Origin of the sequence: Haliscomenobacter sp. (assembly GCF_041740695.1) — a bacterium.
Lineage (GTDB): Bacteria > Bacteroidota > Bacteroidia > Chitinophagales > Saprospiraceae > Haliscomenobacter.
Genome location: NZ_JBGSLK010000125.1, coordinates 34,830 through 56,221 on the forward strand (window position 1 = coordinate 34,830; position 21,392 = coordinate 56,221).

The following is a 21,392-nucleotide window of genomic DNA, read 5'->3' on the forward strand; positions in this document are numbered from 1 at the left end:
ACCCCGTTTTTTCTATTTTTAACCATGAAAAACCAGCGCCTACCCTCCATCGACATCCTCCGTGCAGTGACCATGCTACTCATGATTTTTGTCAACGACCTCTGGAGTTTGACCCATGTTCCCCGCTGGCTACTACATACCGCCGCGGAGGAGGATGGAATGGGCTTATCTGATGTGGTGTTTCCAGCTTTTTTATTCATTGTAGGCCTGTCTATTCCCCACGCATTGAAGGCGAGGTTGGAAAAAGGAGCATCCAAAGGCTCGGTGATGCTGCACATTCTCAGCAGAAGCTTCGCGTTGCTGGTCATGGGCTTGTTCATGGTCAACCTGGAAAACATCGATGCGGCCCAATTGCTCATTCGCAAGGAATATTGGCAAATTTTGATGGCTTTGGCCTTTATGCTCATTTGGAACAATTACCGGAGTTCAATGGCCTTTGGCATCATTCCGACTGTTTTGCTCAAAATTTTGGGTTGGATCATTTTGGCTTTTCTGGCTTCCATTTACCAGGGTGCGTCGGGCAATTGGATGATGATCCATTGGTGGGGTATTTTGGGTTTGATTGGCTGGGCGTATTTGCTGGTTGCCCTGCTTTACCTGTGGATTGGGGACAAAGTGTGGTGGTTGGGCGTAGCTTGCATCGTGCTGCTGCTGCTCAATGTCAACGAATTTGTTCGATTGTTGGGTTTCGATTTCCAATTGGTGATCAGTGCATCCAATTATGCCAGTGTACTGCTGGGCGTATTGACCACGGTGATTTATACTCAAATAGCAGCCAAAGATCAATTGAAACTGCTGATTCCGAGTTTGATTGGATTAGCCATACTGCTGATTGCTTTTGGTTTCGCCACCCGACCCGAATGGGGCATCTCAAAAATTCGCGCCACACCTTCCTGGACGACCATCTGCGCCGGAATCAGCATCCTGGCCTTTGTGCTGCTGCATTTTATTGCGGATGTAAAGGGGCGTACCAGCTGGGCAGTTTTCATTGCTCCAGCGGGATCGAGTACCTTGACCTGCTATCTGATGCCTTATTTTGCGTATGCTTTTGTGGCGCTATTGGGCTGGAGTTTGCCAGCGGCATTGACGGATGGTGTGCTTGGGCTACTGAAATCACTACTCTTTGCCCTGCTGGTTATTCAATTTACAGGCTTACTGAATCGGGTGCAGGTTGGTTTGAAGATTTGAGTACTATGTTGTTCATCACCTCACTTACAATCAAAAACGATTTAAGCTTTGCTGCTTTATCATAAATGTGGCTGGTAATCATCAATTCATCTATACCTGTTTCGGCTACAAAGGCAGATAATTTGCCTTGCAGGGTTTGTTTACTCCCTGTAAAAGTGTAATACATCATGCTTTGGATGGCCTGCGGTACCTCGGGATTCTTAAAAACATCCGGCAACGGTGCCGGGGCTTGCAAAGGTTTTCGCTCATTGGTAATGATGCCCAGGAACATTTTGTACAGGCTCGTAGACAAAAAGTCTGCTTCTTCATCCGTATCGGCAGCCAGCACATTTACACACGCCATTACATAAGGTGTTGCGAGTTGTGCAGAGGGGCGAAAATTGTTTCGGTAAATCTCTATAGCCGTCTTGAACATTCTTGGTGCAAAATGGGCTGCAAAGGCATAGGGCAAGCCCAAACTGGCCGCAAGGTAGGCACTGTCGGTACTGGAACCCAAAATCCATATGGGCACCTCTACCCCTTCGCCTGGAAAGGCCCTTACTTTGGAAAATTTGTTGTCGGTGCTGAAATATTTTTGCAATTGCAAAATCTCGGCTTGAAAATCATACTCAATGTACCCATTGTTTCTGCGCAAGGCCAGGGCAGTCAGTTGATCGGTTCCTGGAGCTCTCCCCAGCCCTAAATCAATTTTGCCAGGATAGATACTTGCCAGCGTTCCAAACTGTTCGGCTACCGCCAAAGGGCTGTGATTGGGCAGCATGATGCCGCCAGAACCTACCCGGATTTTTCCTGCTGTCGCTCCGGCAAGGTGCCCAATCAACACCGCCGTAGCCGAACTGGCAATGTGTTCCATGTTGTGATGCTCGGCTAGCCAGATTCTTTTGTAACCGAGCGATTCCGCATGCCGAGCCACTTCAACTGTATTCCTGATTGCTGTAGCTGCATTGTCCCCTTCTGAAACCACCGCTAATTCTAACACCGATACCGGAACATGCTTCATTGTATATTGTTTGTTGTAAAACTATTCAAATCAAAAGGAACAGCGCTTAAACCAGTGGAGCACGCCCATTTGATTTTGATAGAACCTGAGGTAGCCTAGAATAGTTTAACAAACGCGAAGCTTCTTTTCCTGTAAAGCAGTGAAGAACATTATTCCGCTCTCTGGATATTTAAAAGGTTGATGACACAGCTTTCCATGTTTCCGACAGTGAGTACAAATTCCTGTTTTACTTTAGTGCCATCAGCGTATGCTGCTGGCTTCCAGTATGGCATATTTTGAATCGTTTCCAATAATAACTTATCTATTTTTTCATCTTTGGATGTTTGGTATTCAGAACCAAATATGTGGGCATTGATTATTGCCCCTTCTTCACTAATGGTGAATTTTACGGTCACCAAATCATAATTCGTGAAACTGCTAGCGGGAATTTTATCAATTGCTTTTTCCTGCAAGTATTTTATCAATTGTTGCTGCCCGCCGGGGTATTCAGCTTTATTTTCAGGATCAACCGTAAATGTAAAATCGAATTCTTTAGGATCATTCTGCGTTAATGTGTTCTCCGGTATGTATTTAACCTTAACCGAAATGTTCGTGCCTGCATCAGCCCTATTCATCCTATCTTTTTGTTCTTGGCTGAGGATGTCATTTTTACTGACAGATTTCAACATTTCTCCTTGATAAGTGGTCAATATGTCCACTGAAATAAATTCTTTTATCCAGGATGGTTTATAATGCCGGTTGAGATCAGTTAAGCTGTTGGCTTCCTTTAATGCTGCTTTTGTAACAAAGACATAAGGATTGATTTTGCTCACTTCAAATCTCAACTGAGCAGCTGAATTGCCTTGTGCAGCGCCGAGATTAGGAAAGGCCAGAATGATGGAAAGAAGTATAATTAGTTTGTTTTGTCTGTTTTTCATACGGAAAATTGTTGGTTAATCAATCATGCGCTCGCCCAAAAAATCAGACCAGCACGCACGAAGATAACTTAAAAATCATTCTTCTGCGCATGTTTTGTTTACGCTTAACAACTCTATAACAGGGTACCCTGCTGACACAAATCTTCTGCACTTAAAACCCAAACCATTGCCCCCACTCAAACATTTTTTATCTTTAGCTCGTTGCTCAATCCTCACTCGAAAATTTGCTTCAATGACACATTTGGTCCAAAAAACACTGCTCTCTACTTTGTTTTGTTTGTCTTTTACCCTCATCCTTTTTGCACAATCGACCGATTCCGGGTTTATTTATGGCGATTTGCTGCCGGATGCGCCAGAATTGGCCAAGCGTGGGGCATACAGTGTGGGCGTTCAAACCATTAGTTTGCTGCATAAAAATCAGCTCAATGTGCTGAAACACAAAGACGGCGTAACGCCCACCTACGATCGCCCACTCACGGTAGAAGTTTGGTATCCCGCCTTGATTCCAGCCCAGAAAAAAGAAATAGAAGTGTACCAGGAAGTGATGGGTAATTTTAATGACCCCAAACGCCCCTTGAAACCCTTTACTTTTAAAGGCCGGTGCTTGCGCAAAGCGGTGCCCAAAACCGAAGGAGCACCCTATCCTCTGGTCATTTTGTCGCATGGGTATACGGGATCCCGTTATTTGATGACCTATCTGGCTGAAAACCTGGCCTCAAAAGGGTACGTGGTGGCTGCCATCGACCATACTGAGTCAACGTTTCGCGATGCGGCACCTTTTCATAGTACCCTCTACCACCGCCCCTTGGATCAGTTGTTTGTATTGGATGAAATGGATCGGCTGAGTCAAAAAGGCAGTGGAAGTTTTTTAGCAGGTTTGGTTGATGCCAAAAACACCGGGCTGATTGGCTACTCCATGGGTGGGTATGGTGCATTGAATGCCACGGGGGCTGGATTCAGCAAAAATGCATTCCAATTGTTCAAGTCCATGAGTGGGGGTTGTGAAGCCTTGGCCGAACGTTTGGCAGGTTCCGCAGCCTATGCCAAAACCCAGGATGAGCGCATCAAAGCAGTGGTCGCTCTTGCGCCTTGGGGAATGAACAGTGGCGCCTGGGACTCGACTGGCCTGGCCGGTTTGACCCGACCTACGTTCTTTATAGCGGGCAGTGAAGACGACATTTCAAAGTATGAAAAAGGCATCAAAGCCATCTATGACGGTGCTCGAAATGCCAATCGATACCTCTTGACTTATCAAAACGCACGCCACAACGTAGCGCCCAATCCTGCTCCCCCTGAAGCTAGCGCGGAAGGTTTAGCCATCGATGAATACCTGCGTTATGCGGACTCGGTGTGGGATCAGCGCCGCATCAACAACATCAATCAGCATTTTGTCACCGCCTTTTTGGGCATTCATCTGAAAAAACAAGACCTGGGGGAATACCTCCAGCTCAAGGAAAAAGCGGTTGATGGCATTTGGAAAGGTTTTAAACCGAGAACTTCGATTGGCCTGGAATTGAGGCACGCTGACGCGAATTAACCCAAGGGTTGGTACTTTTTTAAAATGTTGTACAGCTGCTCCGGCTTAAATGGTTTAGTGATGCAATCATTAAAACCGCAGTTCAAATATTCTTGATGAAATTCCATAGACGCCTCAGCCGTAAAAGCAATGATGGGGATGTTGCGCTTTCGATCATCGCTGAATTGCCTAATCACCTGGGTTGCTTCTTTGCCATCCACATTGGGCATTTGAATGTCCATGATGATCGCGTCAAAATCATCTTTTTTCATGAAGTCAATCGCTTCTTGACCATCTTGCGCAACCGTATATTTTGCCTCCCATTTTTTTAAAATAGCAGTTAAGACAAGCACATTTACGTTGTTGTCTTCAGCGATTAAAAAGTTCATCCCGCGCAGATTCATGGCTTGTTTCGCTGGATTATTTGCGACGATAGGTGCGGGTAGGATGTCCTGTTTCTCATACTTCATTTCCACCGAAAAAATGGATCCCTGGCCCACGTTACTTTCCACAGAAATTGTTCCGCCCTGCTGTTCAATCAGTTTTTTGCTGATGGTCAACCCCAAGCCTGTTCCGCCATATTTTCGGGAAGTACTCACGTCGGCTTGCGCAAAATTGTCAAAGATTTGTTCAATTTGCTGCTCAGGAATCCCAACCCCGGTGTCTTTTACGGTGAATTTCACCGATACACTGCTTTCCGTTTCTTCCAGTAGCGTGTAGGCAAATTTCACGGAACCTCTATCCGTGAATTTAATGGCATTGGATAAAAGATTGGATAGTACCTGACTCAGGCGGACGTAATCGCCAGTTAATAGATGTTTGATGCGCGGATCTGGAATAAATGTCAAGCCGATGGATTTATCCTTGGCACTGTTTTCAAAAAGCCTGAATACATGTGTAGCTACCTTGGCCAAATTGAAAGGAATACGTTCAAAAACTAGCTTTCCCGATTCTATTTTTGAAAAATCAAGGATATCCGAAACGATGCTGGACAAATGTTGAGCAGAGAATTTCAGGGTATCTACATATTCCCGTTGAGTGGGGCTAAGCTGCTCTTCCATCAGTAGGTTAGCGATGCCAATTACGCCATTAATCGGCGTCCTGATCTCGTGGCTCATGCTCGACAAAAACTCAGATTTAGCAATGGTAGCTTGTTTTTGAGCCGTAATGTCTTGATCGGTCCCTTTTATTCCCACGATCTGGCCATCACCATTCTTGATTGCTTCGCCGATACAAGCGATGTATTTTATCCTGCCGTCTTTAAAAAGTGCACGATGTTCGACATAGAAAGGCTCTCCGGAATGAATGGTATTTTGTATTGCCTCATCCAGTTTGATTAGATCTACTGGATGACACTTTTTACGCCACGCCTCGTACAATTCCGCATTGGGGCAATCCTCTAGCTCAAAAATGCGGTACGTTTCTTTAGACCAATGCAATTCCGAGCTTAACAAATTGTACTCCCAGTTACCAACCTTGGCAATGGTTTGTGCTTCTTCATACAACACCTGGCTTTGCAGGATTTGGGCCTCAGCATTTTTGCGTTCGGCAATTTCTTCGCGCAATTTAATATTCTTATTTCTAATTATATTGTATAAAAATGCACCAACGATTAATGAGATGCTTACCAATATTAAAATAATGACAGCCATGATATAATAGTCGTGCTGACTATCTATTTCGACCTGTTTTAGTATCAAAGTTTGTTCTCTTTGTTTGCTTTTTAATTCAATGTTTTCAAGGTCAAACAACCCCCTTATTTCGGCGATTTTCTCTGCACTGCCAATGTTGTACAAACTATCATTTGCGTCGATAGCTGAATAGAGGTATTCATTCGCCGATTGTAAATCCCCCGTTTTTTCATGTAATTTTGCAAATAGTAAATTTACGTCTCTCCTTAATTCGGTCAAAGCTGCTTGATTTGCCAATTCTAGGGCCTTATCTAGAAATAGTTTAGCAGTATTATAATCCTTTTTTAAAATGGACAAGGAGGCGATTTTTTTATACCCCATTCCTATGTTTACAACATTGCCCAGCTCCTTATCTATTTCCATGCTTTTATTGGCGTAAGATATGGCGCGATCTATTTGGCCACTTTTTTCGTATATAGAGCCAAGATTATAGTAGGTGTCAGCAATCCCAGACCTAGACTGCAATTTTTGCCTGAGGCCCAATGCATATTCGTGTTCACGGATTGCTTTTTCATATTTTCCCTGTGCGGTATAAAGTGAACCCAACATAGAGTGAGCCCGTGCAATCCCATAATCATCATGAATAGCCGTTGCGATTTCTAAAGCCTTATTGACAAAATTGACGCATTCTTGATCATTGTATTGTTTGAAATAAAGCCAGGCAACATCACAATAAGCCTTTCCCAAATCTCTCCGCAGGCCGAGCCGGTCAAAGATCGCCACTGCCTCAAGATAGTATTTAAGCGCTTGATGCAGTTCGCCACGGTCCAGGTATATCTTCCCCGCCAAAATGTTCATATCCGCCTTAATGTCTTCGTATTGTTCTATCTCTTTGATGGAAAGTACTGCTTTGAGCTGGGTAATTGCAGCAGCATTATTGCCCATATTGAACTCGATATTGGCAAGGTGATAGAGGTAATTAAATTTCACATAACTATAGGTGTTTTTGGGCAACAATGGCTCGGCCTGCATCAGATAGGCATAGGCTTTTTTGTATTCATCTCTTTTATTTTCTATCACTCCAAGTTCAGTAAGCAATTCCGCTTGGTTTGTTGTTGCATTGTTGATTACAGCGCTTGCGTAAAGATCTTCTAAAATCTTCTTAGAGTCATCCAATTGATTCTGATCAAACAACAGACTGGCATAACAGAAATAGCTATAATACTTTATTTCGTAGTTGTTCTCGTATTCTAGTAGTTTAATTGCTTTCTGGAAGTAAACTTTAGCAGAATCGATATTGGCCTCCCCCAGATAAATATTCGCCGCAATGACATAGTTGTACGCCGTATACAATTTTCCACCATCTTTCAGACTGATTTGATCTGCTTGTCGTAAAAATTCGCGCGCTTTTTTTGTGTCACTGAGATTGTAGTAGTATTCTCCGATGAGGGTTAGGGCATGTTTTTCTCCGGGTTTGTTCTTATTTTTTTTGGCCTCTTTGAGCGCTTCTAAGGCGTATCGATGTGCATCCTCAATATTGTAACCATAAAGTTGATACGCAAGGATAAGTAAAGTATTGAGCCGTTTTACACCGATTTGACGGGGTAACAACTGCTCCATACTGTCAATTTCTGTGGACTGGCCACTAGAAAGCAAAGACAGGAGCATGAAGGTTAATAGGATAAAAAAAGCTCTCATCTACAATGCAGGCTGGTTAAAGATCGAATGAGTAATTGCTTCCTAGATGGATCACCTGTAAAGATAATGCTAAGCTTTGAATTATTGTGTGCTTGGAAGCACTCCTTATGTCTTTTCAATAGGGCAAGCTGCTCAAATTGTTTTGAATAATTCGACCCAGGGACACTTATCCTCAGAAATGCTACCAATATCCGCAGAGATTGCTATTTTTAAGTGAAAGTCTATCCATAAAAACAATCCATGCTGCAAAATCACCTCAAACTCGCCTACCGGAACATCCGCAAAAAAGGGTTTTATTCCGCCCTCAACGTATTTGGATTGTGGGCAGGTATCTTGTTTGCCTTGCTCATTGGCGCCCATGTCTGGGGCGAGTTGCAAGTAAACCAACAGCTTCGCAATGCTGACCGGCAATATTTCCTGACCAGCATCTGGAGAAACCCCAACATCGGCATGGAGATTACCTCTGCGGGCCCACTGGGCAAACGTTTGAAAGAAGTTTACCCCCAATTGGTGGCCAATTATTACCGTTGGGATGGCATCAAGTCGGGCGTTGCGAAGGGCGACAAGGTCTTTCGGGAAAACATCCAAATTGGGGACAGCACCTTGCTCACCATGTTTGGTTTTGGACTCCTACACGGTGACCCAAACAGCGCCTTGAAGGCCCCATATTCCGTAGTGATCACCGCAGAAAAGGCACTCAAATATTTTGGCAAAACCGATGTAGTTGGTCAAACCCTCAGCATCCAGAATTTTACGGGCGGCCATCGTGAGTTCATGATTACTGGGGTACTCGGCGAAATTCCCGAAAACTCCGTCACCGACTTGCTTGGTACCGAGCCTAACAGCCTCTTTATCTCGTTCACCACCGCACGCTACTTTTTCGATCGGGACGTGAACGATTGGAACAACATCATTTATCCCACTTACCTCGAATTGCAGCCCGGTGTAACCGGTGCCGATTTGGAAAAACCCATCCAACAACTCATCCAACAGGAGGGCGCCGATTTTGAAAAAGAAAACCTGACAGTGCACCCCATCGCCCTGAAGCATTACCACCTGCAAAAAAACAAAGCTTTGGTCAAGCGGATGTTGTTCGCCCTATCGTCGGTGGGGATCTTCATTCTGTTCATGGCCATCTTCAATTTCATCAACCTGGCCATCGGGCGCTCGGGGTCGCGCATTCGCGAGATCGGGGTGCGCAAGGCACTCGGCGGCTTGAAGCAACAATTGGCGATCCAGTTTCTGGCCGAATCCTTACTCTTGGTGGCGGTGGCCACTGCGCTGGCCTTTTTGTCGTACCCACTTGCCCAAATGCCTTTTGAGCAGATCGTGGGCAAAAGCCTACCCGTGCTAACCGCGTTCCCGATGATTTTTGCCCTCTTGCCCTTCGCGTTGGTGCTCGTAGTTGGCCTCTTGGCGGGCCTGTACCCGGCTCTCTTCCTTTCCTCCATGAAAACGGTCGAGTCCTTGAAAGGGAAACTGGGGACGGCCAATCAAAGCCTGCAACTGCGCAAATACCTGGTCGGATTCCAATTTGGAGTCGCTAATTTGGTTATCATCGCGGCGCTGGTTGTGGCGGCACAGGTCAATTATTTTTTTGGCAAAAACATCGGCTACAACCAGGAGTTTGTCGTAACCGCCCAAGTACCTCGCGACTGGAGCCCGGAAGGCCTGCGCAAAATGTTGACCGTACGCGACGAAATGGCCAAGCTGCCCGGTGTACGCAGCGCCTCCCTCTCCTTTGAAATTCCCAACGGCAACAACCAAGGCCAACCCTCCGTCTATCGAACAGGCACGGATTCTACCACTGCTGTCGTCTGCCAACAGCTGACCACCGATGAGCATTACCTCGACACTTACCAGATTTCGCTGTTGGAGGGGGAATACTTCAATCCAAATGGCCGGAATTACACCAAAGTGGTATTGAATGAACGTGCCGCACTAGCCATCGGTTTCCCGGATGCTGAATCGGCCATCGGCCAAACTTTACGCATGCCTGGAGATCCAATGCTGTACACGATCAAAGGGGTACTGCGGGATTTTCACTTTGGCTCTATGGCTACTCCGATCCAGCCAATGGTGGTGTTTCCTTTACAAAGTAGTGTTTTGTACCGCTATTTGTCTTTCAAAATTGAACCCGAAGGTATGAGTAAACACTTGGTTGTGCTACAAAAAAAGTGGGCCGAACTACTGCCAGGCAGCGCGTTCGAGTACACGTTTATGGATGATACCTTGGCGGAAATTTATGCCATGGAGTTGCAAATGAAAAGGTCGGCCTATGTGGCAAGTGCCCTCGCCTTGTTGATTGCTTTGCTGGGGGTACTGGGGCTCGTGTCGCTCAACCTGCAAAGGCGGGAGAAAGAAGTGGGAGTGCGCAAGGTTTTGGGGGCTTCGGTCTCAGGCATCATTGGGCTCTTTTTGCAGGAGTTTCTGCTCATTTTATTGTTTGCAGGGATAGCGGCCTGCCCACTTGCGTGGTATTTGCTACGCGGCTGGCTGGAAAACTATGCTTACCACATCGAGTTGTCGCCTTTGGTTTTTGCAGCTTCCTTGCTGGGATTGGCCGCGGTCACTGCCATTTTGATTAGTTTGCAGAGTGTAAAGGCTGCTTTCGCCAATCCGATAAAGTCACTGCGCAATGAGTGAGTAACTCAATCACGCAGCCTACCTTTCAGGGCTAGTTCATATTGTGTAATGCGAGTAAATTATGCTGAATTGACCCTTAACCATCAAAAACCATCATCACCCATGAGCACCTTTCCCAGCATCTTCAACGACGTCATTGGCCCGGTCATGCGCGGACCTTCCAGTTCTCATTGCGCGGCCTCCTTACGGATTGCCCGCCTGTGCCGCGACCTGATGGATGAGAACATCCAGGACATCTTCATCGAATTTGACCCCAATGGCTCCCTGGCCACTACCCACAAAAGCCAGGGCTCGGACATGGGTTTGTTTGGTGGTTTCCTGGGTTGGGAGGCCTACGATGAGCGCCTGCCGGAATCCGAAAAATACCTGGAGGCCGCAGGTGTCAAAGTCAGCATCAACATCTGCGACATCAATGCCGACCATCCTAATACCTACAAAATCACCCTGAGCAACGCCCGGGAAATCCGCAGACTCACCGCCATTTCTACCGGGGGGGGAATGATTGAAGTGATAAACATCGACGGTGTGGCGGTTTCCATGGCGGGCGATTATTTTGAAACCTTGATTTATTGCACGAAGCCAGACCAGATCATCCCTTACCTCCAGGCATCTATCCTCTACGATGACATCCAGTTTCGGAGTGGAGATGAATACAGTTTTATTCAAATTAAAGCTCAAAGTTTCCCGGACGCCATCATTTGCCAGGAGTTACTCAGCATGGATGGTGTGGCTTTCCTTAAATACCTCAAGCCAGTGCTGCCCGTAATGGCGCGCCAAAACCTGCAAGTGCCCTTCATCACCTGCGCGGAGATGTTGGAGTACAACGCGGACAAAAACAAAGCACTCTGGGAGTTGGCCGTAGACTATGAAAGTGCTCGTGGCAACCTATCCGCCGATGCTGTTTTTGCAAAAATGCGCAGCATCATCCACATCATGGGCAATGCCATCGACCTGGGCTTAAAAGGCACCCATTACGATGACCGGATTTTGGGCAGTCAATCACTCCAATTCAAAGCTCAACTGGACGCCGAAAGGCTGATTGGCGGTGATGCCAACAACCGCATTATTCTCTATGTTTCGGCCATGATGGAGGTGAAAAGTTCGATGGGTGTAATTGTGGCGGCACCTACTGCCGGGTCTTGTGGTGCCCTACCTGGGGCTTTGTTCGGAACTGCTCATTCTCTGGGGTTGTCCGAAGACGAAATCGTCAAAGCCATGCTGGCAGCCGGGCTTATCGGGGTCTTTATTGCGGCGCACGCTACTTTTGCCGCCGAGGTAGGCGGCTGTATGGCAGAAACGGGATCGGGTGGTGGCATGGCCGCAGCCGCGCTGGTAGGCATGAAAGGAGGTACCCTGGAACAGGCGCTGACTGCTGCTTCCCTGGCCCTGCAAAACTCCCTGGGCATCATTTGTGACCCCATTGGCAACCGGGTGGAAGCCCCCTGCCTCGGCCGCAACGTCATGGCGGCCAGCAATGCGGTTTCCAGCGCGAATATGGCCTTGTCCAATTACCTGCAATTGATCCCGCTGGATGAGGTGATCGAAACCATGAAGGCGGTGGGTGATCAGATTCATCATACGTTGCGGTGTACGAACCTGGGAGGGCTTTCGGTTACCAAGTCAGCCAAAAGGATTGAAGCGAGGTTGGAAGAGGGGGCGAGTGTGGTGTATAAAAGTTGCTAGTTGGAAACCCCAAGGAAAATGAGCACAAACATCAGTCATCCCGATTTTTTTAATTACTTAATGTACTGCCGAGTATCCTAAATAGATAACCTGAGGTGAGTCTATGGCTTCTAAAGTTTCTTAGGTGGTAAAAAAGAAAAAACCTGCGTAGCAGGGTATTCTTTCACCACCTAAGAAACCTAAGGCACTCAAGGAATCACCTAAGTAATGGCCAAGGTACAATTGATGTTTGTGCTTAAAAATAGTAATAATACGCTCGATGTTTTTTAAAATTCTCGATGACTCCTGTCGCGCCAGCTCCCCTACTTCAACACTGGCAGCACAATCTTCGACGCGTACAGACTATTGTGGTAAATCTTGACATTACTCTTGATAAAATCTTGCTCATTGCATTGGTAAATATTAATGAACTGCTGCGGGTTGCGATCCACCAATGGAAACCAACTGCTTTGCACCTGCACCATGATGCGGTGACCCTTTTTGAAGGTATGCGCAAGAGCCGGCAATTCAAATTTTACTTGCTCGACTTTATTGGGTACAAAAGCGCTTGGCGTTTCTAAACTCTTCCGGTACCGCCCCCGGAATACTTCGCCCCTGACCAACATTTGATACCCGCCCATCGGGTAGATTGGAGCTGGATCTGCTTCCGCATAGATATTCACGGCATTGTACCCAAGGTCGTCGGGGAATACGTCGATTATTTTTACCACAAAATCGGCATCCGTGGTAGAGATACTGGTCATCAGATCGGCCACAACATTGCCCGCAATGGTGACATCCTCGCTCAAATTGTCGGTTTGAAAAACCAAGACATCCGGTCTGCGCGCCGCAAAACGCTGATCATCGATCATGTAGGTTCTGCTGCGGTTAAAATGCACGTCTTCGGTGTAGGGCACGGGTTTGGCGGGGTCGCTGAGGTAGGTAGCGAAACCCTGGGCGGCGCTGGGTTTGGTCCAACCCAGTTTTCCATTGGCCTGCAAGTACATGGCCTGGTCGGTTTTCCCGGCTGGCGGCCATTGGTTAAAGGTTCGCCATTCGTTGGCCCCGCTGATGAACACGCTGGCTTCCGCAATTTTGGACACATCACCTTTGCCCTTCAGGAAATAATTGAAGAAAGGAATTTCGATGTTTTGCTGGTACCAGGTAGCGGTATTGCTGCCAAACTGCACATTGCCCAAATGGGTACCGTCGTTGCTAGCCCATTGCCCATGGTACCAGGGGCCTTCCACAATTTTATTGAAGGCCTTGCCCGGGTTGTTTTGTTCTGCCGCTAAGTAGGCATTCCAGGCACCCCAACAATCCTCCGCATCGAACAAACCTCCCACCCAGAGCATGGCGGGTTGCAGGTTTTTGGTGGCATTGCGGGCATCCCGGGCTTTCCACCAGGCATCGTAATTGGGGTGCACCATCAACTCTTTCCAAAAGGCAATGCTGTCGCCCATATACTTTGTAAGGCCTTTCAAACTGCCCGCCTCCAGGTGAAACTTATAATTGTCGTGGGTGCTGTAATTGAACTCTTTGGGGCCAACTGTGGTGGGTTTGGGGCGAGGCTGGCCAAAACCTGAATAAAAGCCAAAGGCGTCCATTTGAAAAAAAGCACCATTGTGGTGAAAGTCATCACCGATGAACCAGTTGGTAACCGGTGCCTGCGGGCTCACCGCTTTTAGGGCAGGATGGTTATTGGCGGCGGCCATGGTGGAATAAAAGCCAGGATAGGAAATGCCGAACACGCCTACGTTGCCATTGTTGTCGGGCAGGTTTTTTAGCAGCCAATCGATGGCGTCGTAGGAATCGCTGGCTTCATCGATTTCTGTTCCTTTTTTGTTGGGGTTAAAAGGGCGGATGTTCACGTACTCGCCCTCACTCATCCAGCGGCCCCGCACATCCTGGGTCACCATGATGTAACCTTCCCGGAAGTAGTTTTTCAGGTAACCATTCCAAACCGGAGCAAAAACAGTTTCTCCATACGGCGCGCAGGAATAGGGCGTTCGGCTCAACAAGATCGGATGTTTTTCACTCTTGTCTTTGGGGATATAGATGGAGGTAAATAATTTTATCCCGTCCCGCATCGGAATCGACACTTTTTTTTTCGTGTAGTTGTTGACAATCCAGACCGAGTCGGCGTTTTGGCCGATGGCATGATAGGAAATGGCGAGGAGGCAAAAGAGGCAAATTTTTCTCATGGTTCGAACTTTGTGTAGTGAAAGTACGCTCAATTTTCAGGGAGTTGAAAATCTTAGGGATGATTAAAAAATAATTTAACGTGGGTTCTGGTTTATTCCTATTGAATACCAATAAATTATCATGTTTTTTTGGCAAAGAAGCCATTCATCTACAACATTTTTACCGCAGAGTTTCTCAGAGTAAACGCAGAGTTTCTCAGAGTTTAGGCCACCTTCGGTGGCTAAGAGTACTCAGAGGCGCATTGAATGAACACTAAATGCCAAACAATCAAATTTTAATCGTACTCGACCTCCAGCCACCAGAGGTGGCAAAACTCCTAGAAACTAATAAACCTCTGCGAAACTCCGTGTTTACTCTGAGAAACTCTGCGGTAAAAAAATTAATTATTCAAAACTCACGTTAATTCAGCGTTTTGCCTTGCTCTTTTGAGCATACTCTTTCCTACTCCAATTTTTGATAGCCCGCCCGGAGCATTACCCCCGCAGTATACAAAATCACCACGATCACCACCCAACGCAAGGTGTCTAGCGGTAAGGATTTGACAACAAAAGCGGCGATGAGTACCGCAAAGATTCCTGGTATGGCCATTGCCACCGCGGCCTTGCGGTTGTAAGCGCCCTCGCGGATGAAACGAATGGAAGCAGGTGGCATCAAAAAAGCACAAGACCCCATCATGATCGGGAAAGCCACCTGAGGCGACATGCCCAGGGCAAACACCAGGGCCATACAGGGTGCGTACAACCCAATACCCACCGTCATCAAAGCACCCAAAATAAAATTGACGACGACGCCAATGATTAATTTGCTGCCATTTAAACCAATGGCAGTGCCTCCGCCCTGGATCCAATCCATGTTGCGGGCCAACATGAAGCCTGCTGTGACCAACAGGGCACAACCCATGACGCGCCGGATCGTTTTTTCTGGCAGTTTAGCCACCACTCCGACCCCTAGTATCGCACCTGTCGCTGCGGAAGCCAGCATCAATACGAGGGTCAATGGTTCTACCTTTATCACTGTAATGAAAATCAGGGCCTGAATCAAAACCGGAATGGTGTTGGCCACATTCATGGTGCCAGGCAAAAGGCGGTCTTCGGTTTGTTTGGTAAACTTCAATAAAGCAGTTTGTGGTGCAAAAGCGCCAATGCCTAATACATCAAAAAAATTGACCACAAAACCAATCAATCCCGTTTTGAGCCAGCTGCTGTCTTCGAGTTCATTTTTGTGTTGATTGACATCCCTGATCAAAACAATGCTAAATGTTATGGTCAGAATGGCCAGGAAAATCCAGATGAGTGTAATCATTTTTTGGTAGAGCTTTAAGGTTTGACTTCTTCAAAATCCCAGCTTGCCAGCAATACGGTTTGAGGATCAAGCAGCACTTTTTCCGGTTTGGCATCCGCTGGAATGCTGATTTCTAGGGTTCGGGAAGACAGCGGATGAACCGATATGCTGGGCAACAGTTCCCCCGTTTTGTAGAGGCCAACTTCGATGGAAAAATCAAAATGATAGGCAGTTGGCTGGGTTTGTTGCAAGGAAATTTTGACCAGTTTGTTGGCCGCATCGTATTTCCAGCTTCCTTTCAGGGCGATGTACCCGCCTTGATACAGCCATTGCTGAAAGAAGGTTTGCAGGTTTTGGCCAGAAGCCCTTTCCATAGCCAGTCGGAAATCCGTTGTCGTCGCATTGCCATTCATGAAGCGCTGATAATAATCGCGAATGCCCGTATTAAAAGCCTGATCACCGATCTTTTTGCGCAACATGTGCAAAATCCAGGCGCCTTTTTGGTAGGTCAATCCACTGGTCACCGGGACTTTTTCCGGCGAACGATCGTCCACAATTTTATAGCCTGGATCTTTAGCCAAAGCGGCATAAGTCGTCTTTCTCGCTCCGAGCAATTGCTGCACAAATTCTTCTCTGCCATAAGCATGTTCGATGAACAGCATGGTGAAATAAGTAGCAAAACCCTCACTGAGCCAGGCGTCATCCCAGGTCGATTCGGTCACCGCATTGCCAAACCATTGGTGCGCCAATTCGTGAATGACCACATTGCGCAGTCGGGTGCTCCGCTTGCCATCTACCAACTCTTCACCGTAAAAGATTGCCGATGAGGTTTCCATGCCACCTTTTACGCTGGGGGTTTCTATATTGGCAATTTTCTCATAAACGTAAGGGCCAATGTAATCGGAAAAGAACCCCATGACCTGTTTGGTGGGCGCCGCAAAATCGTAAAAACCGGCCTCCCGGTCCTGGCTGTACACCCAGGTCTGGATGGATTTCCCTTCAAACCAGCCTACGTATTGTACCGCAAATTTTGCCACGCCCAATACATACAACCAGGAGGAAACGGGCACATTTTGCTTCCAGTGGGTCAGTTTGGTACGGGAGTCCAGGGTCGTTTCTTCCATCAATAAGCCATTCGATACCACCTGATAATGGATGGGGGCAATCACCACAAATTCGCTGCTGGCTTTTTCATAAGGATGGTCGATACATGGCAACCAATGTCTGGCGCGGTTCGGCCAGTTTTCGTTGAAAAAACTGCGATCGCCGTACTTGGTGGGGCCAATGCGCAGGCCATCGGCGGGAATGCCGTGATAGGCAATGATGAGTTGGGTTTCGGTATTGGCAGTTGAAGGTTTGGACAGGCTGATCCACAATTCATTGTTGGTGTGGGTATAACTTACTTTTTGGCCTAGCTGGTACACCGAATCGATGATCATGCCTTTGTTTTGCAGCGCTTGGGTTTGATTGACAAAGTCAAGGCGTATTTTGTCCAGCCCATCCTTTTTGAAAAAGATACGGATGCTGGTTTTACCGCTGATTTCGTCGGTTTCGTCCGATAGTACGAGCTCAAATTTGTAATGAAGCAAATCAATGTTGAGGTTTTTGGGGTAATTGTCAGCATAGCTGGGGAGTGCTTTCAGTAAAAATAAAAACAAGAAAATGAGCAGGTTACAGTTGATTTTCATGTTTCAAAGTTAATCGCCTGGATTTTTAGGTTTTCTGAGTCTGCTAAAATTAATAAAAAACCGGGAGGGCTGATTATTTTCATGCAAACTTCAGCACATGCGCCGAGCTATCCTTTTTTTTACCTCATTGCTCCTCAGTTTCCTTGCCGGATTTGCCCAACAAGCCCTTTCGCCACTGGAGACTTCCTTTGCCCAGTACCAATCCAAAAAAACGGCTAGTACCTTCGGGCTCGATTGGGTGCCCCTCGGCCCTATGCTCAACTCCGCCCGCGCCGATGTAGTGCAAGTGGATGCCAGCCATCCCGGTACCATGTATGTAGGCTTTGGTTCAGGTGGGCTGTGGAAAACGGTCAATCATGGGGTTAGCTGGAATCCCATCTTTGAAGGGCAGTCGTCCTTTAGCATCGGTGATGTGGAGCTGGCCCCTTCCAATCCTTCCATCATCTACCTGGGTACCGGAGAAAACCTCAAAAAGCCGCGCAATTTCACCTTGCCGGGCACAGGTATGTACCGATCTGCTGATGCTGGTAAAACCTGGCAGCACATTGGGCTGGAAGATTCCTGGGCTATTGCCGAAATCGCCATCCACCCCAAAGACCCCAACATCGTTTTGGTGGCGGTTCTGGGGCATTTGTGGTCTAAAAACCCCAACCGTGGCTTGTTTCGCACCCTCAATGGGGGCAAAAGCTGGCAAAAGGTACTCTACAAAGACGACATGACTGGTGCCAACGACATTGTCATTTCACCCAGTAACCCACTAATCATGTATGCCACCCTTTGGGAGGTGTACCCTGGTATCAGTGGCAAAAACAGTGGCGTGTACCGCAGTTCCGATGGGGGTAAAAGCTGGACAGCCTGCACCAAAGGTTTACCCTCCGGGCCAAGGCTGGGGCGCATCGGTCTGGCCGTTTCGCAGTCCAATCCGGCCAAAGCCTATGCGCTGATGGACAACCTGAACAATGCCCGCGACGAAGCGGCCGAATTGTACAAAACCACCGATGGCGGCGCCACCTGGAGCAAAACCCACACTGGCCCTTTCCGGATTTTTCCCGGCATCGGCTGGTACTTCACCGATGTATACGTCAATCCCAAAAACGACGAAGAAGTGTTTTGTTTGGGCGTACGCCTGGCGCACAGTATGGATGGGGGGAAAACGTTTGATTTCATCGGCGGCAAAGTTACGCGCATGAACCCCAGCCTGGCGCAGGGGCTGCACCTTGATCAGTGCGAATTGTGGATCAATCCCCAAAATCCGCAACACATTGCCGTCGGTAACGACGGCGGTTTTTACCTGAGTTACGATAAAGGCCAGTCCTGGATGCACTACAACAACATCCCAACTGGAGAATTTTACGACATCACCATCGATCAGGCCAATTACCTGATCTACGGTGGCACTCAGGATGACGCCACGGTATTTGGCCCGCCTACGGAAATCAACCCCGCTTTTCCAGACCCCTGGAAATACCTCTGGATTGACCCTTGGGATGGTGGCGACGGTTGTGTGAGCCAGGTAGACCCCAGCGACGGCAACATCGTCTACTACAGCATGCAGCATGGTGCGGCCATCCGCCTGGATCGCCGCGCCGATACCACCCATTCTATTCAACCGGAATTGCCAAAAAACAGCAAGGATACCCTGAACTTTAATTACATCACACCCTACTTTATCTCTCCACATCAGGGCCAAACGCTTTACCATGGCGGGAATTTTATCTTTAAAAGTCAGGATCGGGGCGATAGCTGGAAAGTCATTAGTCCGAATTTGGGGCTTTCGGTGATCCCGGAGAAAAAGTCTTTCGCCGCTGGAGCCCTGGTGGAATCACGATTGAGCAAAGGTCTGTTGTACGCAGGTACAGACAAAGGGGCTTTTTGGGTAAGCAAAAACGACGGTGCAAGTTGGGAAGAACATTCTCAGGGCCTGGCCAATAACTACATCCGCAGCATTTGCCCTTCTCGTTTTGTCAAATCGCGGGTTTACCTCGCCATGACGGGGCTCAATTACGATGATATGCACAGTTACTTATACGTTTCCGAAGATGATGGGATAGGCTGGAAAAGTATTGCCGCTGGTTTGCCGGAAGAGCCAGTTAACGTGGTTTTGGAAGACCCGCTGCAGCCCAATGTCTTGTATGCAGGCACACTTCGGGGCGTGTATGTGTCGCTTGATCGAGGCAATACTTGGTCTGTTTTGGGCAAAAACCTGCCCACTGCTGCGGTAGCTGACCTGGAAATTCACGAGGGGTCGATGGATTTGATTGTAGCTACCCACGGCAGAGGTTTGTACAAACTGAATTTGCGCGCGTTGCAGGCGCTGGCGGCAGGAACTTTGCCCCTTGATCAGGATCACCTTTTTGAGATTCCGGCAGCCAGAAGACCCTGGCATAATTCTTTGGGCGGGGAACCCGATTACAGGACAGTGGAAAAAACGCCGATTACGTTTTGGTTGAATGAGGCAAAGCCAATTACACTTTCACTGCGCGACGCGACCAACAAGGAGTTGTGGAAAATGCCCTTGGTCGGCCAGAAGGGTTTCAACCAATACCGCTGGGATCTGGTATTCAGCAAGCAGACCAGTGATTACCCGTATTTCGTGCATTATGAGCGATTTTTGAGGGCTGGAACGTACCAGATGGTGCTCTTGGATGGGGAGCGTGAGTTGCGGCGACCTTTGGTGGTGGTGGAGGGGGTGTCGCCTTATAAAGTGGAGCGGTAGTTCTTACTTTTGGTGCTTGTTTAAATGAGATTTGTAGTCAAAACAGGTATGTATTGGTATTGTGTCTTGTAGTGTGGTGTTTAGGAGTTTTTTTCAACTAAAATTTTTAAAAATAAAAAAATACAATTATTTTTGTTTTTAAATCTCAACCCTATGCCTAAACCCATCGACTACGACGCTTTACTCAAAGATTTTATCACTGACTTTTTCCCTGAGTTCATTGCTTTTGCTGACCCAGAGCTTTATGACGCCATCGACTGGTCAAGAGGCTATACTTTTTTGGAACAAGAACTAATCAATGCCCTACGTGGCAAATTCAAAATACGCGGCAAACGCAAGTTTACGGACAAACTAGTCAGGGTTTATCTCAAAACCGGCGCTGAACACTTGGTATTCATACACGCCGAATTTCAACACCAACCGGAGGTGGGTTTCGGGCGCAGGATGTACGAGTACCGAGCATTGATCGGCTTGCGTTATGGCGTAGAGGACATCAGTGCCATTGCCGTATTTACTGGCGCCCCGCCATCAATGGAAGAGCGGAGCTATCAACGGACCACCTTCAAAACCCGCATTCAATACGATTTCATCAGCATCGTAGCCGTACAAGAAAAAGAGCAAGAGCTGATCGATGCCTCGGATAATCCTTTTGCCATCGCCTTACTTGCCGCATTGTATGCTTACCAAAGCAAAAAACAGCCTAAGTTGCGGTTGAAACTAAAGAGCAAACTATTTGAGCTCGCTCGATCCAAAAAAATGCCCTTTGACAAAATCCTCAAATTGCTTATTTTTGTAAGGGATTTTGTGAATTTACCACAGACATTTGAAAACGAATTTCGCGAAACTCAATATTACCTGACTTTTCCAAAAACAGAAGCCATGACCATTTCAAAAGGAACCAAAGAATTTGCGGCAGGGCTGTATGAACATGTATTCGGCTACGATCCAGCGGTAGCCTTGGAAGAAGAACGAAAGCAATACAAAGAGCTGCTTGAAAAGGAGCGTCAAAAGGCTGAAGAGGAACGTTTGAAAGCCGAAGAGGAACGACTAAAAGCTGAAGAAGAGCGTCAAAAAGCTGAAGAGGAACGTCACCGTATGGAAGCAGAGCGCCAACGCACTGTCCTCTACTTTCACGAAACCTTACAAATGCCTGCTACTGAAATTGCAGAGGTCTTGAATCTGGACTTGACTTACATCGAAGGCCTAATCAGTGCGTTAGAAGATAAGAATGAGGGATAATTCCC

At 47.3% G+C, this 21,392-nt stretch carries 12 protein-coding genes; 6 read left to right on the forward strand and 6 right to left on the reverse strand.

Annotated features, from left to right (window positions below; all coding sequences use genetic code 11):
- The first annotated feature begins 24 nt into the window (after positions 1 to 24).
- Entirely contained in the window at positions 25 to 1,188 is a 1,164-nt protein-coding gene (locus ACEW9O_RS25400; RefSeq protein ID WP_373553031.1) for a DUF5009 domain-containing protein, read from the forward strand.
- Here ACEW9O_RS25400 and ACEW9O_RS25405 read toward each other — a convergent pair.
- A complete protein-coding gene (locus ACEW9O_RS25405) occupies positions 1,145 to 2,188 on the reverse strand; it encodes an LLM class flavin-dependent oxidoreductase (RefSeq protein ID WP_373553032.1) in 1,044 nt (347 codons plus the stop codon). The two genes, ACEW9O_RS25400 and ACEW9O_RS25405, sit on opposite strands and share 44 nt — an antisense overlap.
- A gap of 149 nt (positions 2,189 to 2,337) precedes the next feature.
- Positions 2,338 to 3,105, reverse strand: a complete 768-nt coding sequence (locus tag ACEW9O_RS25410; RefSeq protein WP_373553033.1) for an energy transducer TonB — start codon at positions 3,103 to 3,105, stop codon at positions 2,338 to 2,340.
- A gap of 232 nt (positions 3,106 to 3,337) precedes the next feature.
- Here ACEW9O_RS25410 and ACEW9O_RS25415 point away from each other — a divergent pair, with 232 nt between their 5' ends.
- Positions 3,338 to 4,642: an alpha/beta hydrolase family protein gene (locus ACEW9O_RS25415; RefSeq protein ID WP_373553034.1), complete on the forward strand. Its 1,305-nt coding sequence runs from the start codon at positions 3,338 to 3,340 to the stop codon at positions 4,640 to 4,642.
- On the opposite strand, the gene ACEW9O_RS25420 is transcribed toward ACEW9O_RS25415, so the two are convergent.
- Positions 4,639 to 7,872, reverse strand: a complete 3,234-nt coding sequence (locus ACEW9O_RS25420; RefSeq protein ID WP_373553035.1) for a tetratricopeptide repeat protein — start codon at positions 7,870 to 7,872, stop codon at positions 4,639 to 4,641. The genes ACEW9O_RS25415 and ACEW9O_RS25420 overlap by 4 nt on opposite strands.
- A gap of 318 nt (positions 7,873 to 8,190) precedes the next feature.
- On the opposite strand from ACEW9O_RS25420, the gene ACEW9O_RS25425 reads away from it, so the two are divergent.
- Both ACEW9O_RS25425 and ACEW9O_RS25430 read left to right on the forward strand, forming a co-directional pair.
- Complete coding sequence (locus ACEW9O_RS25425) at positions 8,191 to 10,596, forward strand: ABC transporter permease (RefSeq protein ID WP_373553036.1); 2,406 nt, start codon at positions 8,191 to 8,193, stop codon at positions 10,594 to 10,596.
- A 102-nt stretch (positions 10,597 to 10,698) separates the two neighbouring features.
- Complete coding sequence (locus ACEW9O_RS25430; RefSeq protein ID WP_373553037.1) at positions 10,699 to 12,279, forward strand: L-serine ammonia-lyase, iron-sulfur-dependent, subunit alpha; 1,581 nt, start codon at positions 10,699 to 10,701, stop codon at positions 12,277 to 12,279.
- Between the two features lie 302 nt (positions 12,280 to 12,581).
- On the opposite strand, the gene ACEW9O_RS25435 is transcribed toward ACEW9O_RS25430, so the two are convergent.
- From ACEW9O_RS25435 to ACEW9O_RS25445, 3 genes are all read right to left on the reverse strand, one after another.
- Positions 12,582 to 14,462 carry a CocE/NonD family hydrolase gene (locus tag ACEW9O_RS25435; RefSeq protein WP_373553038.1) on the reverse strand — a complete coding sequence of 627 codons (1,881 nt, stop codon included), beginning with the start codon at positions 14,460 to 14,462 and terminating at the stop codon, positions 12,582 to 12,584.
- Between the two features lie 442 nt (positions 14,463 to 14,904).
- On the reverse strand, positions 14,905 to 15,765 hold the full coding sequence (locus tag ACEW9O_RS25440; protein ID WP_373553039.1) for a TSUP family transporter: 861 nt from the start codon (positions 15,763 to 15,765) through the stop codon (positions 14,905 to 14,907).
- Positions 15,766 to 15,779: 14 nt separating this feature from the next.
- Positions 15,780 to 17,432: a M1 family metallopeptidase gene (locus ACEW9O_RS25445; RefSeq protein WP_373553040.1), complete on the reverse strand. Its 1,653-nt coding sequence runs from the start codon at positions 17,430 to 17,432 to the stop codon at positions 15,780 to 15,782.
- 97 nt (positions 17,433 to 17,529) lie between these two features.
- On the opposite strand from ACEW9O_RS25445, the gene ACEW9O_RS25450 reads away from it, so the two are divergent.
- Complete coding sequence (locus ACEW9O_RS25450) at positions 17,530 to 20,148, forward strand: hypothetical protein (RefSeq protein ID WP_373553041.1); 2,619 nt, start codon at positions 17,530 to 17,532, stop codon at positions 20,146 to 20,148.
- A gap of 153 nt (positions 20,149 to 20,301) precedes the next feature.
- Positions 20,302 to 21,387 (forward strand): hypothetical protein, encoded by a 1,086-nt coding sequence (locus ACEW9O_RS25455; protein ID WP_373553042.1) that lies wholly within the window; start codon positions 20,302 to 20,304, stop codon positions 21,385 to 21,387.
- Positions 21,388 to 21,392: the final 5 nt, after the last annotated feature.

Excerpts from the sequence above, each read along its gene's own strand:
- ACEW9O_RS25430 (WP_373553037.1), top strand. The coding sequence starts at position 10,699 with ATGAGCACCTTTCCCAGCATCTTCAACGACGTCATTGGCCCGGTCATG.
- ACEW9O_RS25435 (WP_373553038.1), bottom strand. The coding sequence starts at position 14,462 with ATGAGAAAAATTTGCCTCTTTTGCCTCCTCGCCATTTCCTATCATGCC.
- ACEW9O_RS25410 (WP_373553033.1), bottom strand. The coding sequence starts at position 3,105 with ATGAAAAACAGACAAAACAAACTAATTATACTTCTTTCCATCATTCTG.
- ACEW9O_RS25450 (WP_373553041.1), top strand. The coding sequence starts at position 17,530 with ATGCGCCGAGCTATCCTTTTTTTTACCTCATTGCTCCTCAGTTTCCTT.
- ACEW9O_RS25445 (WP_373553040.1), bottom strand. The coding sequence starts at position 17,432 with ATGAAAATCAACTGTAACCTGCTCATTTTCTTGTTTTTATTTTTACTG.
- ACEW9O_RS25425 (WP_373553036.1), top strand. The coding sequence starts at position 8,191 with ATGCTGCAAAATCACCTCAAACTCGCCTACCGGAACATCCGCAAAAAA.
- ACEW9O_RS25440 (WP_373553039.1), bottom strand. The coding sequence starts at position 15,765 with ATGATTACACTCATCTGGATTTTCCTGGCCATTCTGACCATAACATTT.
- ACEW9O_RS25415 (WP_373553034.1), top strand. The coding sequence starts at position 3,338 with ATGACACATTTGGTCCAAAAAACACTGCTCTCTACTTTGTTTTGTTTG.
- ACEW9O_RS25420 (WP_373553035.1), bottom strand. The coding sequence starts at position 7,872 with ATGGAGCAGTTGTTACCCCGTCAAATCGGTGTAAAACGGCTCAATACT.
- ACEW9O_RS25455 (WP_373553042.1), top strand. The coding sequence starts at position 20,302 with ATGCCTAAACCCATCGACTACGACGCTTTACTCAAAGATTTTATCACT.
- ACEW9O_RS25400 (WP_373553031.1), top strand. The coding sequence starts at position 25 with ATGAAAAACCAGCGCCTACCCTCCATCGACATCCTCCGTGCAGTGACC.
- ACEW9O_RS25405 (WP_373553032.1), bottom strand. The coding sequence starts at position 2,188 with ATGAAGCATGTTCCGGTATCGGTGTTAGAATTAGCGGTGGTTTCAGAA.